This is a genomic window from Aliivibrio thorii (genome assembly GCF_057368585.1).
This window is the reverse complement of the sequence record NZ_CM170654.1, coordinates 381,152-396,448: the sequence shown is the minus strand read 5'-3', so window position 1 is coordinate 396,448 and position 15,297 is coordinate 381,152. Positions and strand designations below refer to the sequence as shown.

At 40.2% G+C, this 15,297-nt stretch carries 13 protein-coding genes and 1 other RNA gene; 5 read left to right on the top strand and 9 right to left on the bottom strand.

The annotated features are described in order from the left end of the window. Position 1: 1 nt before the first annotated feature. The 8 genes from mraY to rsmI form a co-directional block, all read right to left on the bottom strand. Positions 2–1,084 carry a phospho-N-acetylmuramoyl-pentapeptide-transferase gene (gene mraY, locus AC2IP4_RS01790; protein WP_375321226.1) on the bottom strand — a complete coding sequence of 361 codons (1,083 nt, stop codon included), beginning with the start codon at positions 1,082–1,084 and terminating at the stop codon, positions 2–4. After that, on the bottom strand, positions 1,081–2,442 hold the full coding sequence (locus AC2IP4_RS01785; protein ID WP_375321227.1) for a UDP-N-acetylmuramoyl-tripeptide--D-alanyl-D-alanine ligase: 1,362 nt from the start codon (positions 2,440–2,442) through the stop codon (positions 1,081–1,083). The genes mraY and AC2IP4_RS01785 overlap by 4 nt, the downstream gene beginning before the upstream one ends. Then, positions 2,439–3,920 (bottom strand): UDP-N-acetylmuramoyl-L-alanyl-D-glutamate--2,6-diaminopimelate ligase, encoded by a 1,482-nt coding sequence (murE, locus tag AC2IP4_RS01780; protein ID WP_486310504.1) that lies wholly within the window; start codon positions 3,918–3,920, stop codon positions 2,439–2,441. Before murE ends, AC2IP4_RS01785 begins: the two co-directional genes overlap by 4 nt. 7 nt (positions 3,921–3,927) lie before the next feature. Continuing rightward, a complete protein-coding gene (locus tag AC2IP4_RS01775) occupies positions 3,928–5,667 on the bottom strand; it encodes a penicillin-binding transpeptidase domain-containing protein (protein WP_105055506.1) in 1,740 nt (579 codons plus the stop codon). Beyond that, on the bottom strand, positions 5,664–5,990 hold the full coding sequence (gene ftsL, locus AC2IP4_RS01770) for a cell division protein FtsL (protein ID WP_105055507.1): 327 nt from the start codon (positions 5,988–5,990) through the stop codon (positions 5,664–5,666). Before ftsL ends, AC2IP4_RS01775 begins: the two co-directional genes overlap by 4 nt. Further along, positions 5,987–6,937 (bottom strand): 16S rRNA (cytosine(1402)-N(4))-methyltransferase RsmH, encoded by a 951-nt coding sequence (rsmH, locus tag AC2IP4_RS01765; RefSeq protein WP_375321230.1) that lies wholly within the window; start codon positions 6,935–6,937, stop codon positions 5,987–5,989. Before rsmH ends, ftsL begins: the two co-directional genes overlap by 4 nt. 167 nt (positions 6,938–7,104) lie before the next feature. Then, an RNA gene (gene rnpB / locus AC2IP4_RS01760) (RNase P RNA component class A) lies at positions 7,105–7,511 on the bottom strand. Between the two features lie 56 nt (positions 7,512–7,567). Beyond that, positions 7,568–8,431, bottom strand: a complete 864-nt coding sequence (rsmI, locus tag AC2IP4_RS01755) for a 16S rRNA (cytidine(1402)-2'-O)-methyltransferase (protein WP_375321231.1) — start codon at positions 8,429–8,431, stop codon at positions 7,568–7,570. Between the two features lie 136 nt (positions 8,432–8,567). On the opposite strand from rsmI, the gene AC2IP4_RS01750 reads away from it, so the two are divergent. Genes AC2IP4_RS01750 through AC2IP4_RS01735 form a run of 4 tightly spaced genes read left to right on the top strand, consistent with a single transcriptional unit; the run spans position 8,568 to position 11,917 of the window. Then, the gene (locus AC2IP4_RS01750) at positions 8,568–10,379 is read left to right on the top strand and encodes a penicillin-binding protein activator (RefSeq protein ID WP_375321232.1); all 1,812 of its coding nucleotides are present in this window, start codon (positions 8,568–8,570) and stop codon (positions 10,377–10,379) included. Beyond that, entirely contained in the window at positions 10,360–10,731 is a 372-nt protein-coding gene (locus tag AC2IP4_RS01745; protein WP_375321233.1) for a YraN family protein, read from the top strand. Before AC2IP4_RS01750 ends, AC2IP4_RS01745 begins: the two co-directional genes overlap by 20 nt. A 3-nt stretch (positions 10,732–10,734) precedes the next feature. After that, on the top strand, positions 10,735–11,325 hold the full coding sequence (locus AC2IP4_RS01740) for a phosphoheptose isomerase (protein ID WP_375321234.1): 591 nt from the start codon (positions 10,735–10,737) through the stop codon (positions 11,323–11,325). A gap of 4 nt (positions 11,326–11,329) precedes the next feature. Further along, on the top strand, positions 11,330–11,917 hold the full coding sequence (locus AC2IP4_RS01735) for a BON domain-containing protein (protein ID WP_375321235.1): 588 nt from the start codon (positions 11,330–11,332) through the stop codon (positions 11,915–11,917). A gap of 103 nt (positions 11,918–12,020) precedes the next feature. On the opposite strand, the gene ltrA is transcribed toward AC2IP4_RS01735, so the two are convergent. After that, positions 12,021–13,268: a group II intron reverse transcriptase/maturase gene (gene ltrA, locus AC2IP4_RS01730; RefSeq protein ID WP_486306755.1), complete on the bottom strand. Its 1,248-nt coding sequence runs from the start codon at positions 13,266–13,268 to the stop codon at positions 12,021–12,023. Positions 13,269–14,402: 1,134 nt separating this feature from the next. Between ltrA and galU the strand changes: the two genes are divergently transcribed. Beyond that, positions 14,403–15,272 (top strand): UTP--glucose-1-phosphate uridylyltransferase GalU, encoded by an 870-nt coding sequence (gene galU, locus AC2IP4_RS01725; protein ID WP_375321237.1) that lies wholly within the window; start codon positions 14,403–14,405, stop codon positions 15,270–15,272. Positions 15,273–15,297: the final 25 nt, after the last annotated feature.

The window sequence follows — 15,297 nt, the reverse complement described above, 5'->3', positions numbered from 1 at the left end:
ATTAACGTACCTTCAACGTCGCTAATGCAATAAGAACCAATAACATAGAAATAATCCAGAAACGTACAATAACACGAGGTTCTGGCCAACCTTTTAATTCATAATGATGATGAATTGGTGCCATACGGAAAATACGTTGTCCACGTAATTTGTATGAACCAACCTGTAAGATTACCGATAATGTTTCAACAACAAATACACCACCCATGATCACTAATAAGAACTCTTGTCGAACTAATACCGCAATCGTACCTAATGCTCCACCGAGTGCTAATGAACCTACATCGCCCATGAATACTTGCGCAGGGTAAGTGTTAAACCATAAGAAACCAAAACCAGCACCAACAATAGCTGCACACACAACAACCAACTCACTTGCTTGTGGAATATGTGGAATATGTAGGTAATTCGCAAATTGCACATTACCTGTTGCCCATGCAATAAAGGCAAAACCTGCTGCAACGAATACCGTAGGCATAATAGCTAAACCATCTAAACCATCTGTTAGGTTTACAGCATTACTTGTGCCCACAATAACGAAATAAGTCAGAAGGATATAAGCAAGACCAAGTTGAGGCATTATTTCTTTAAAGAAAGGAACGACTAACTGTGTTGCTGCCGTATCTTTGCCGTAAGCATATAAAGCAAAAGCAACCACTAACGCAATTGCTGACTGCCAAAAATACTTCCAACGAGCAATCAAACCATCAGTATTTTTACGAACAACTTTACGATAATCATCAACAAAACCGACCGCTCCATAACCTAGCAATACAAACATAACTGCCCATACATAAGGGTTAGTAAGATCTGCCCACAAAAACACAGTCACCGTAATCGCAGTAAGAATCATGATACCGCCCATTGTTGGCGTACCACGCTTACTAAAATGTGACTCAGGACCATCATCACGCACTACTTGACCGATTTGTAGGTTCTGTAACCATCGAATTAATTTTGGTCCCATCCATAACGAAATAGATAATGCAGTGATAATACTTAAAATAGCTCGAAAACTAAGGTATTCGAATAAACGAAAAAACGGGAAATATTGCTCTAGAAAGTTAGATAACCAGATAATCATTGCTGACACTCCTTAAGAGCAGAAACCACTTCGCTCATACGTGAACTATTGGCACCTTTTACTAACACGGTAACCTCATTATTTTTAATTAATTGTAATTCTTGCAGTAAGTATTTATTTAAAGCATTACGAGTTTCAAAATGGTGACCATTGCATAATTCACTGATCACTTTGGTATCGTCACCAAAAGTAAGTACTTGCTCGAATTGATATGGGGCTGCATATTCACCAACTTCTCGGTGAAGTGCAAGGCTTTCTTCGCCAAGCTCTGCCATATTACCTAAAACAAGCCAACGCTGAGCATTAAACTCACCAAGGAGATCGACTGCGGCTTTAACTGCTGGGACACTGGCATTGTAAGTATCGTCAATAACTTTCAAACCTGACGCTAACACCTCAACAGCCACTCGGCCTTTGACGTTATTTAGCCCTTGGAGCCCTTGTTGAATATCTTTTAATGAACAATTTGCTTGAAGTGCCAATGCAGTCGCAGCAACCGCATTTGCAATATTGTGCTTGCCAATAACAGCCAGAGATACGCTAATACCACCAATCGGAGTATTCAGCATGAAAGTTGACTCACCAATAGAGTTCACTTTAATATCTGATGCATAAAAATCTGCCGTAGAGTTATCCATTGAGAAGGATAATACTGTTTTTCCATCAAATAGTGATGCCCACTCAGGTAAGCCATTACTTTCTAAGTTATAAATAGCAATACCATTACTCTGCAAGCCTTCAAAGATCTCACCTTTAGCCTTTGCCACTCCTTTTAAAGAACCAAAGCCCTCTAAGTGAGCTGCTGCAACATTATTTACTAATGCAACATTTGGACAAGCTAATTGAGTAGTATATGAGATTTCATTTTGGTGGTTAGCACCTAACTCAATAACAGCAAAATCATCACTTGGACGAGAGCGTAATAATGTCAGTGGAACACCAATTTCATTATTAAAATTTCCTGCAGTTGCTAATACATGCCCTGAACGCTGTAATATTGAGGCTAGCATTTCCTTCACGGTTGTTTTTCCACAACTTCCTGTCAATGCAAATGTAAAGGTGTCACATTGCTGATGAACATTCGCAGCAATTAAACCAAGCGCTTTTTGAGTATCTCTAACGATAACTTGAGGTAATTCACTGTCTAATTGACGAGAAACAAGAAGCGCAATCGCACCTTTTTCTTGAGCGGTATTAACAAAATTATGAGCATCAAATCGTTCACCAATTAATGCAACAAAAAGCCCATATTTATCTATATTTCTACTGTCAGTAGATACTGATGCAATTTGGCAATCTGTACCGATCAGTTGACCGTCGCATAATGTCACGATCTGACTTAATGTCATTTCTATCATGATAGTAGTCCTAATAATGTTTGTGCACTTTCACGATCTGAATAATGAACAGTATTATTAGCAAGCACTTGATAGTCTTCATGCCCCTTGCCTGCTAGCAAAATAATATCGTTTTCTCCTGCTTGAGATAACGCATACTTACAAGCTTCGAAGCGATCATGGATAACTTTTACAGCTTCTGGTTTATTTAATCCTGCTAACATATCTTTAGTTATTAAACTTGGTTCTTCAGAGCGAGGATTGTCATCACTTAGAATAATAACATCAGCTTGCTGCTCAGCAATACTGGCCATCATTGGTCGCTTACCTGTATCTCTATCGCCACCACAACCAAAAATACACCAAAGCTGACCTTCACAATGTACTCGTAACGCTTGTAATGCCTTATCAAGAGCATCTGGTGTATGAGCATAATCAACAACAACTTTCGCCTTTCCTGTTGCTGTAAATAACTCCATTCGTCCGATAACGGCTGTTAATTTAGGGGCTGTTTTTTCTAGAGAATGAATGTCATAACCTAGAGAAAGTAGAGTTGCACAAGCGACAAGCACGTTGCTCGCATTAAATGCACCGATTAACGGAACAGATAAATCAGCCTTTCCCCAATCGGAATCAAGGGATAGCTGAATCCCCTCAGAAGAATAAGCGACAGAGGTAGCAAAAACTTTTTTACCAGAATGATTTTCAACACTTTCTTCATTTAAGGACACTGCAATCGCATAAGGAATCTCTTTTAACCAAGAAGCACCAACGATATCATCTGCATTGATAATTGAATATTTAGGATGATGGGAGGTAAAGAGTAACTTCTTAGCTTCAGCGTAGTTGACCATATCACCATGATAATCCAAATGGTCACGGCTTAAATTGGTAAATACAGCAGCATCAAAGTTCAGTGCGTTTACTCGTCCTTGTACCAACCCATGAGAAGAGATCTCTAATGCGGTTAATTCGGCACCATCCCCCTCAAGCTCACTTAATGTTTGCTGAATTTCAATAGGGCTACCAGTCGTATTTAATGCTGGTTTTAAATCCGATAATAAACCGTTGCCAGTGGTTCCCATAACGCCTGCGGGGGTATCCAATAGGGTTGCCCATTGTGCAATAATTTGAGAAATGGTTGTTTTACCATTAGTGCCAGTAATACCGACTAGCTTCATTTTTCGCTTATCAGCTTGATAAAAGCGACCAGCAAGCGCACTTAATTCTATTGATAACTCATTAATATATATAATAGGTACTTGATCAACGTAATTAATCGTACCTTCAATATTAAGTTCATCACTTTGGGCTAAAACCGCTGAAGCACCACTCTCAATCGCAGTAGAAATAAACTGTCGACCATCAATAGCGTGACCTTTAATTGCAACAAATAGACTACCAACAGAGACTTGGCGGCTGTCCAATGTCATGGATGATATTTCAACGGTTTGATTTAATTCACACCAAGGTAATACTAATTCAGATAACTGCATCATCCCTTTCCTAATTCAATACATCGATATGTTTTACGGTACTTTCGTCTGGCGCTACATTTAGTATTTGTAGTGCATCTTTCATTACTTGACCAAAAATCGGCGCCGCAACTTGACCTGCATAATACTCATCGCCTTGCGGTTGGTTAACAATGGTAACTAATGCAATTCTAGGATTACTCACAGGAGCAACGCCCGCCGTAACCGTCATATATTCATCACTATAACCACCACGAACCGCTTTACGAGACGTACCGGTTTTCGCCGCCACTCGATACCCAGGAACGGCAGCCTTAGTTGCTGTACCGCCAGGTTGAGTTACGGTTTCCATCATTTCTAATACGGCTTTAGCATGTTGACGATTAACCACTTGCTTACCGGGTGTCGGTCCTGTGGTTTTTAAAATAGATAACGGACGATACTCTCCATAAGCACCTAGCGTGGCATATGCGTGAGCTAATTGAATAGGAGTAACAGAAAGACCATATCCAAAGGCTAATGTAGCGATTTCAAAATCAGACCAACGACGACGATCAGGGAAAATTCCTGTAGCCTCGCCGATAAGATTCAACCCTGATGGATCAGCAAGGCCAACAGCGCTGTATTCACCTAAAAGTTCTTGTAAAGGCATACCGAGAGCCAGATGAGCAACACCTATATTACTTGATTTCTTTAATATCGTAGTTAAATCGGCTTTACCTACTTTAGAACTATCACGAACACGACTACCACCAATTCGCATAATGCCATTGCCCGTATCTACGATGGTATTTAAATTTGCAGTCCCACCATCTAGAGCGGCTAATACGACAAAAGGCTTAACCGTTGAGCCTGGTTCTAACGTATCGGTAATCACTCGATTTCGCATTCTAAAGCTTTGTAATTGGCTTCTGTCATTTGGGTTATACGATGGTGCATTCACCATAGCTAACACTTCACCAGTTTTAATATCGATCATAACAACAGAGCCTGACATGGCACGATAATCTGCAACAGCTTGTTTAATAGATCGGTAAGCAATCGCTTGTAAGCGCTGATCAATACTAAGAGTAAGCGGTTTACCTTCTTGCTTTTCTTTTAGCGAAATATTCTCAACCACTCGCCCATAACGATCCTTTCGTACAGTTCGTCGACCTGGCTCACCAGTTAACCATCCATCATAACTGCTTTCAATGCCTTCTAAACCATGACTATCAATCCCCGTTACACCAATAACATGAGCACTGATCTCACCAGTTGGATAGTAACGACGAGATTCCGCTTTCAGACCAATGCCTGATAATTTTAATTTGCGAATATAAGAGGCAACTGCTGGCGAGATTTGACGTTGAAGATAAATAAAACGACGTTTTTTATTTTTCTCAATTTTACTCAATAGCTCTTTACGTTTGAGACCTAACACATCAGCTAAAGCATACCAACGTTCGACTTCAACCAAACCTCCTGCTTTATAAATGGCAACAGGATCAGCCCAAACCGCATCAACAGGAACACTCACAGCTAGTTGTTCGTCATTTCGATCTGAAATAATGCCACGAGCAGAAGGAAGGGATTTAACTCGAATTGAACGCATATCACCTTGCTTAATCAAGTTATCAGGTTCAATAACTTGGATATAAGCAGCCCTTGCAATTAGGATAGCTAATGCGACAAAAACAAAGAAAACAATAACGCCAAAGCGCCACTGAATAAGAGTCGGCGGCGCTTTGGTGATTCGTTTATTATTTTTTTTTCTATTTGGTAATTTCATCGTAGTTTAATTATGACTTCTTTATCCGGTGCCGGTCGTTCCATATTCAGTTCATCAACAGAGCGAGACTGCACTCTACTGTGTTCCGCTAATGCACTTTCTTCTAAAATCAAATTACGCCATTCACCATCTAAAATGTCTTTTTCAAGTAACAAATTCTCTCGTTTAACAGCCATTTGACGGGTATTGTGTGTAGCTAAAACAACACAAATAGCACTAAAAAATATGCATATTAATAAGATAGTATGAAACCGACCTACACCAAAAAGGTCTAGGCCAATCATTTTTGTTAAATTAGACTGTGGTGAGGTATTTTGACTCATAAGCGCTCAGCGATACGCAATACAGAGCTGCGTGAACGAACATTAACGTCAACTTCATTATCGGTGGGTTTAATTGCTTTACCAACAGCTTTCATTTTTGCGCTGCCTAACGCTTTAATTTGCGCTTCTGTTAATGGCAAACCATGAGGAACTTGTGGCCCTCGACTTTCTTTACGAATGAAATGCTTAACCATACGATCTTCCAATGAATGGAAACTGATTACTGATAAGCGACCGCCAGGAGAAAAAACATCAAGGGCACCATTTAACGCGGTATCAATCTCATCCAACTCACTATTAATATAAATACGGAAAGCTTGGAAAGTACGTGTTGCTGGGTGTTTTTTTTCTTTATAGCTCTTAGGAGCAACATCTGAAATTAATTTAGCTAATTGGCTTGTACGTGTTAACGGCTCGTTTTCTTCATTCTCACGATAAGCAACAATACCTTTTGCAATGCGCCATGCGTGCTTATCTTCACCAAATTCACGAATAACCCACGTAATATCTTCCACATCAGCATCCAGCAACCACTGAGATACAGGCATACCTGATGTCGGGTCCATTCGCATATCCAAAGGACCGTCTTTCATAAAACTAAAGCCACGGTCAGCATCATCTAATTGAGGAGACGACACACCTAAATCAAGCAGAACACCATCAATCTGACCAACTAAATCTAACTCTTCAACATATTGTTTTAAACCTGAGAATGGGCCATGAATAATATTGAATCGAGGATCAGTAATTGTTTTCGCTTCAGCTATCGCTTGAGGATCTCGGTCAATACTGTACAAACGTCCGTTTTCACCTAATCGCGATAAAATTTGACGACTGTGACCACCACGACCAAAAGTACCATCAATATAGATACCGTCAGGTTTAATAGCTAAGCCATCAATAGATTCATGAAGAAGAACGGATACGTGTTGAAATTGTTCAGACATAGTGAGTATTTACTACCGTAATTATGAGAATAAGCGACTGAATTTTAGTTGGAAGTGTAAACTAAAAATGCAGAGATGTGTGTCAAATTAGTGATAATTCTAAACCAATGTAGCAGAAAGCACAAAGCCCACCATAACACTACCGAAATAGTACTATGGTGGGCTAAGTTAGGGGCCGACATATAAGCCGGGTTCTGTCCCGCTTGCGCGGTGGTAACCATTCGTCTAGGCCTGCAATCGCTCACAGGCTCAAGCAATCTACCCGCCCCCAAACACGAGCAATGCTATGTGAGGGCCTATTTGATCTTGCTCCGGGTGGAGTTTACCTTGCAACGCACTATTACTAGACGCCCGGTGCGCTCTTACCGCACCCTTTCACCCTTACCTGTGCTTACTTCCTATTCCGAAGAATAAAGAAGATTAAGCCATCGGCGGTTTTCTCTCTGCTGCACTTGTCGTAGGCTTGCGCCCCCCAGGCGTTACCTGGCACCCTGCTCTATGGAGCCCGGACTTTCCTCCCCTTCATCAGTATCCCGAAGGACATCAATGAAGCAGCGATTACCGAGTCAGCTCCTGACGCGAATGATATAAGAGTCAGTTATAAGTTACCACCTCTTTTTAGCAATTATCTTAATCTAAATGCTCTAAACCCCATTTATATAGGGCATTTTTCTTCACACCATGAATTTCAGCGGCCATTGCTGCTGCTTTTTTAAGCGGAAGTTCTTTTACTAGAATAGAAACTGAGCGTGTCGCTTCAAATGGAAGATCATCTTTTGCTTCACTTCTGAAGCCATGAATTAATAAAACCATTTCTCCACGCTTACGATTTGAATCTTCTTTTATCCACTCGATCAATTCGCCTAGCGGTGCGCCATAAATCGTTTCATAGGTTTTAGTTAACTCTCGAGCCAAAACCACTTGTCTTTCAGCACCAAGAACCGTCAACATATCTTCTAACGAATCCATAATACGATGTGGCGACTCATAAAAAATACACGTACGTTCTGCTTGTGCTATTTCTTCAAATTTATCACGACGACCTTTGCTTTTTGGCGGTAAAAAGCCTTCAAAGCTAAAACGATCAGAAGGTAAACCTGCCGCTGATAATGCTGTTATAACAGCACAAGCACCAGGTAATGGCACAACATTGACATTTGCTTGACGACAACGGTTCACCAAATGGTAACCTGGATCACTAATTAATGGAGTTCCCGCATCTGAGACAAGGGCAATAGATTTACCTTGTTGTAATTTACTGATCAACAGGTCTGCTTTATGCTGTTCGTTATGATCATGTAATGCAAATGTTTGACTAGAAATACCAAAGTGAGACAATAATTTGCCTGTATGTCGAGTATCTTCAGCAGCAATTAAATCAACGGACTTTAAAACTTCCAAAGCTCGTTGCGTTATATCTCCTAAATTACCGATTGGTGTAGGAACAATGTACAAAGTTGCAGTCTCTACCACAGATAAATTGTGATCTGTCATTTGTTTACTATCTCTTCTGCGATTAATATAGGGAATATGAGTAGACATCACTATAATGAAAATAATATTTTAGCTGTTCGGGTGATTAGCATCCATAGTAACAACAGCCCTTTTTAGTAGGACCAGTATATTACCCATGGCAAATATGACCCTTAGAAAGAACAGTGTAACACGCCTTATAGCTCCTGTAGCCTTAGCGCTAACATTAGCTGCATGTTCAAGTTCACCAAAAGCACCTGAACGTCTCGATATTACACAGTCACCATCAGAAACCAGCTCAGCATACATTTTAAAAGCGGATCAAAAACAAGGTACGCTTCAAGCTGATTTCCTGATCATGGCATTAAAAGCATCAGTGCAAGAACAAAATTTTGAGCTAGCAAATAAATTACTGACGCGATTAGTAGGCTCGCAACTGTCCCCATCTCAAACAGCTGAAGTTCAATTAAGCCAAGCAACAATGCTTAAAACACAGAATAAGTACGAAGAAGCTCTTCAAGTTCTTAACTTTCAAGCATGGTGGAAAGTTGAAGACAGCCAATGGATTCAATACTACAAGTTACGCCACGAATTATACTTATTTAACGGCGATAACCTTAATGCAACAAGAGAATTGATCAACCTTGACCGCTATACTCCAGAGGATCAAAAGCAACAATTATGGTCTCAAGTTTGGACAAATATATCGTCATTAAATACTGTTAACCTTCAAGATATTAAATTAGATGATAACGAAACCATTTTACATGGCTGGGTTCAATTAGCGACATACCTTGATACTCTAAAGCGCTCTCCAACTCGTCTTCAAGAAGCATTAAATGAATGGTTATTAGCTAATCCAGCTCATCCTGCCGCGATTTACACCCCACAAGAAGTTCTAGATATCCTTGCGCTTGAAATTACTCGCCCTGAAAATGTTGCGTTACTTTTACCTCTATCAGGACGCTTTGGTCCTCAAGGCATTCGTGTCCGTGATGGCTTCATCAATATGATGATGGAAGATAAAGAACGTGGTGAATTTACAACTCTAAAAATCATTGATACTGAAATCACATCGATGGAAGACATCATAGCCACCTTAGAGCAAGAAAAAATTCAATTTGTTGTCGGCCCTTTAGTTCGTAGCAAAATAGAAGAATTTCAATCATTAAATAATTCAAATATTGCTCAACTTGCCCTTAACATCCCAAGTGACATTGATGTAGATAAAAACAGTTGTTACTTTACACTATCTCCAGAACAGGAAGCCGAGCAAGCAGCTATCCACCTTTTTAAAAAAGGACATAAACATCCACTATTTCTTGCTCCACAAGGAACTATGGGGGAACGTCTAAGCCAAGCATTTAGCGATAAATGGTATCAATTAACAGCGAAAAAACCTTCTATCAGTTATTTTGGTTCGAAATCGCAACTGCAACAAAAAGTGAATAGTGTTTTTGGCCTAGAAAGCAGTCAAGCCAGAATTTATCAAATGAATGCATTAGCTGGAATGGAATTAGAGTCCCAACCACGTAGCCGTCGTGATATCGATGCTGTTTACATGGTAGCGAAAAGCAGTGAGTTAGTACTATTAAAACCCTTCATTGATGTGGCTATTAACCCAGGTATCACACCGCCAAAGCTGTATGCTAGCTCTCGAAGTAACAGTGGACGTCAGACTCAGCTAGTCGAAATCCATGGTATTGAATTTAGTGATATTCCACTATTAATAAATGAAGATAATAACTTTAAAAGTCAATATGACGAGCTTTGGCCAAAAAGCAGTAATGGCGAAACTCGACTTCATGCGCTTGGGATGGATGCCTATCAATTAATCACTGAATTACCACAAATGAAAGCCGTTGATAATTACGAAATGGATGGTAAAACAGGTGAGCTCAGCATTAACAAAGAGTGCGTTATTCAACGACAAATGAGCTGGGCTATTCATGGAGAAAAATCAGAATAAGCGAGCAAAAGGTGAATATTATGAGTTGGTGGCTCAGCGTCATTTAGAGAAACACCAACTTATATTCATTGCTCGAAATTTCCATTCTAAAACAGGGGAACTCGATCTCATCATGCGAGATCGAGACACCTTCGTCTTTGTCGAAGTTAAATATCGCACATCTTCAAATTACGGTTCAGCCCAAGAAATGGTAACATGGCAGAAACAGCGTAAATTACAACGAACAGCTCTCTTTTGGCTCATGAAAAATGGGCTCTCTGTTGAACATACATCTTTTAGATTTGATGTAGTTGCTATCCACTCTCAAGGTAAGGAAATCAACTGGATCAAAAATGCAATTGTTGAAGGGTAAACAATGCTAGAACACATCAAAGAAAGCTTTACTGAAAGTATTCAAATTCAAATTGCGGCAGCTGAAGCGCTTCCTGATCATATTATGCATGCTTCTCAGGCAATGGTTGCTACCTTGCTAAATGGCAATAAGATTCTATGTTGCGGTAATGGTGGTTCTGCATCTAATGCACAGCAATTCGCATCATGCTTATTAAATCGCTTTGAAACAGAACGTCCTAGTTTACCTGCTATGGCGCTCACCGCAGACACATCAACATTAACAGCGATTGCCAATGATTATAATTACGAGGAAATATTCTCTAAGCAAGTCAGGGCGCTAGGCCAACCTGGTGATATCTTACTTGTCTTATCGACAAGTGGAAACAGTCAAGATATCCTAAAGGCAATGGAAGCAGCGGTAAGTCGTGATATGACTATTATCGCCCTCACTGGCATGGACGGGGGCGTAATGGCTGGTCTATTAGGTGAATCTGATGTAGAGATCCGGATCCCTTCTCATCGAGTCGCTCGTATCCAGGAGGTTCACCTTTTAACTTTACATTGTATTTGCGATCTTGTTGATCAAGTTCTCTTCCCACAACATTCTGAGTAATCATATGAAATTAGTTAGATTAAGTGCGCTTTTACTTTCTGCCGTTTTATTACAAGGGTGTGCTGGTTTATTTATTGCAGGGGCAGCAACAACTGCTTCCGTAGTAACAGACAACCGCTCAATGAAAGAACAGTTGTCAGATAAAAACCGATCATTAGAAGCAACAGGCTTAGCGAACAAATCTCCTTATCAATATAATATGCGAGTAAGTGCAGTTTCCTATGACGGTAAAGTACTGTTAATGGGACAAGCGAAGGATGCTCAAATAAATCAAAAGTTTGAACAACAGATTAAAGCAATGAATGGTGTTAGTACTGTTTACAACCAAATTAGAATTCGTCCTTTATTGACATTTACACAAGTGAATAACGATAACTGGATTACTACAAAGGTAAAATCGTCTTTGCTTGCAACATCTGAATTAAATGGCATTAAAGTAAGTGTATTTACAGAAGCACAAGAAGTATTCTTAGTCGGGTTTGTAACAGAAGAGCAAGGTGATATTGCTGCAGATGTAGCTCGTAATATTAAAGGTGTTAAGGGTGTAATCAAGGCTTTTGAATATGGTCAAGGCGGCAGTGTAGAAAAATAACCCCTTAAATTAGCAACATAAAACATCGAGTAGGGTGAGGCGTTACCGCCTCATCCCTCTCACAGAACCGTGCGTACGGACCTCGTACACGGCTCCTGCTTACTTATATTCGTATGTGAGCACTTTTCCGACACTTACTCGTTTCAAGATTAAATACTCCTAACTCGGTAAACCACTGATTTGGCATAGCATAGCTCGCTAGTGGACTCTTTGACGAGTTCCATACTCGCATGTTGATGCATTTGAAGGGCGGTTTGTAACCATGCTGCTTTAACCATCGATGAAGCCTTAACTGGATACTACGAAGTCGCCTTCTTATCCAAACTGCTAATGCTTTAAACTGCTTACTGGCATTGGCTATCCGAAAGTATTGGCTAAAACCACGCAACAGGGGATTTAGCTCTTTGATTACCTGCAATAGTGGCTTACCGCCATTTCTTCGGCTTAAATCTCGAACTTTATTTTTGAAGGCAGTTAATTTCTTAGGTTGAATTTGAGTATATCTACTCTTTATTTCTACTCCTAAGAACTTAATTCCCTCATCACTGTGTGCTATGTGGCTTTTCTCTTTGTTGATCTCCAACTTGAGTTCGCCCTCTAGGATCTTTTCCGCCGTGGCATAAGCATTTTCCGCTGCCTTTTTCGTGCAGCATAGGATTAAAATATCATCCGCATAGCGCACTATGCGATGATTTCTTGCCATCATTTGCTGATCGAATCTATCGAGATAGATATTAGCAATAAGGGGGCTAATTACCCCACCTTGCGGACTGCCTATCGTCGTCGGCTCGTATGTCCCATTTATCATTACCCCACTTTCGAGAAACTGCCTGATGAGTTTTAGGAGACTTCCATCTGTTACTCGTCTCTTTATGCTCTCAATTATCAAGTCATGATCGAGCATGTCGAAGCATTTCGATAAGTCCATATCAACGACATATTGTCGTTGATATTGTCGGATAAACATTGATGCTTTATTGATTGCATGGTGGCAACTTCGCCCTTTTCTGTATCCGTAGCTTGACGGATGAAAGTTTGGGTCAAAAATGGGGTCAAGCACATCAACGATGGCTTGTTGTACAATGCGATCTCGAACCGTCGGAACACCTAATAGACGAATTCCACCACCATCTTTGGGTATTTCTACCCGTTTAACAGGTTGAGGTTGATACGTTTTAAGGCTTAATTCCTGATGAAGAGCCGTTAAGTTTTCTACTAAATTTTGTTCAAAGTCACTCAGGCTCTGCCTGTCTATTCCGGCCGCACCTTTTGCTCTTTTCACTTGTTTAAATGCATTATATAACCCTCTCAAATCGAGTAAGCGTCCATATAAGCTGTAGAATTTTCTCATCGTTTTTCCATCAATTAAGTGCGCTATTATTTCGTATTTTCTTGTCTGTATGGTGAGTGTGTTTCATCACAGATTTGAGACGTTCTAGCCAGTTGGCAATCTACCTCAAGGTCTGTGATTACTCCTCTGTACGGCTCTTGGTATCAGTCCACTTATTCCTAAGTAACCAAATCCAGATGTCCTATTTCGTCAAATAGCTTGTGTACCCATATAACATCGCTAATATTCCGTAATAGTCTTTAAGTAAGCTTCCCCCCTTCGCAACCAATTGCACTTTTGGTAACAATTGACTCTAATCAGACACGCTGCTGATAGTCGGCTTGGTTTTATCCTCCACACCATTACTGGCTTTAATCGGCCTAGCCTTACTCACTACTACGGGTTCATCTGCCACCTCACACCAACACTATTCTTGAGTCACCTCTTGATATAATGCTTCCAGCTGATAGCTGGATCTGATGCCAGACTTCCCCAGTTATTGCACTGACTCCCTGTTAGATATCCCACCCTCAAGCACAACATTGGTCTGACTAAGTATCGGGCTTCGCGCTATTTCGGACGCTTACCCACCAATGCTGCCGAAACAGGTTACGGTTAGTTGTGTACATCTAACTTCCTATGGCTTCCTTCAGACCCCACCGTTGGCCAGTGACGCCCTTGCCATTCAGATTGTCTTCCCCTTAGTCGGGGTGACTCTGCTTTCTTACAAACAGACGGGTTTGCCAGCTTTGCTGAGCAAACGAAAAAGCGTTTCTATATTCAATAAACGCTACTTTTTCGTCTTCTTATTAGGTCGTGATTTTAGACAACAGCTAAGAAGTGAATCTCCTTTTGCTCTTTTTATCATGACATTGTTAACATCCCTAGGTGTAATGAGCTTATTTTCTCTAGCGGTTATTACTTTATATTTAATAAAATCAGCACTAGGAATCGATATATTTCATAATTTCTCATTCGGAATTTGGGATTGGTTTAAAGAACTAATGAATATTACTTAATTAATAATGATACTAAGCTCTCTTTTCACCTAAAGCGCTTCATTTCAGTTTACTTAATCGCTAAACTGCACTCATAACAGTAATGCTCAAGTAAGCATTATTTACTCATTTTAATCTTGTTTTCTAGGACCTTGTAATGATCAAAAAATGTCTCTTTCCTGCCGCAGGCTACGGCACTCGTTTTTTACCAGCAACGAAATCAATGCCAAAAGAAATGATGCCAGTAGTTAACAAACCTCTGATTGAATACGGCGTAGAAGAAGCTATCAATGCAGGTATGGATGGAATTTGTGTCGTAACAGGTCGTGGTAAGCACTCTTTAATGGACCACTTTGATAAAAACTACGAGCTAGAACATCAAATTAGTGGCACAAATAAAGAAGAGTTACTGGAAGATGTGCGTGAGCTGATCGACGCGGCTAACTTTACCTATATCCGCCAACGAGAAATGAAAGGTTTAGGTCATGCTATTCTTACTGGCCGTGAGTTAGTCGGTGATGAACCATTTGCAGTCGTACTTGCTGATGATTTATGCGTAAATGAAGAGCAAGGTGTTCTTTCTCAAATGGTTGCGCTGTATAAACAATTCCGCTGCTCTATTGTGGCAGTAGAAGAAGTGCCAGACGATGAAACTCACAAATACGGCGTAATTGCTGGTGAGATGATCAAAGACGATTTATATCGTGTAGACAACATGGTTGAAAAACCAGAACCAGGTACAGCACCAAGCAACCTTGCGATTATTGGTCGCTACATTTTAACTCCTGATATTTTTGAAATTCTAGAAACCACAGAGCCAGGTAAAGGTGGTGAAATCCAAATCACGGATGCACTACTAAAACAAGCTCAATCAGGGTGTGTTCTTGCCTATAAATTTAAAGGTAAGCGTTTTGACTGTGGTAGCGTTGAAGGTTACATCGAGGCAACTAACTACTGCTACGAGAATGTTTATTTAAAAGATAAAAAATCTTCAGAACTCGCAAAGCAAACGACAGGTAAAAAGTAAAACCTCTACATGCCAGTATGTAAAC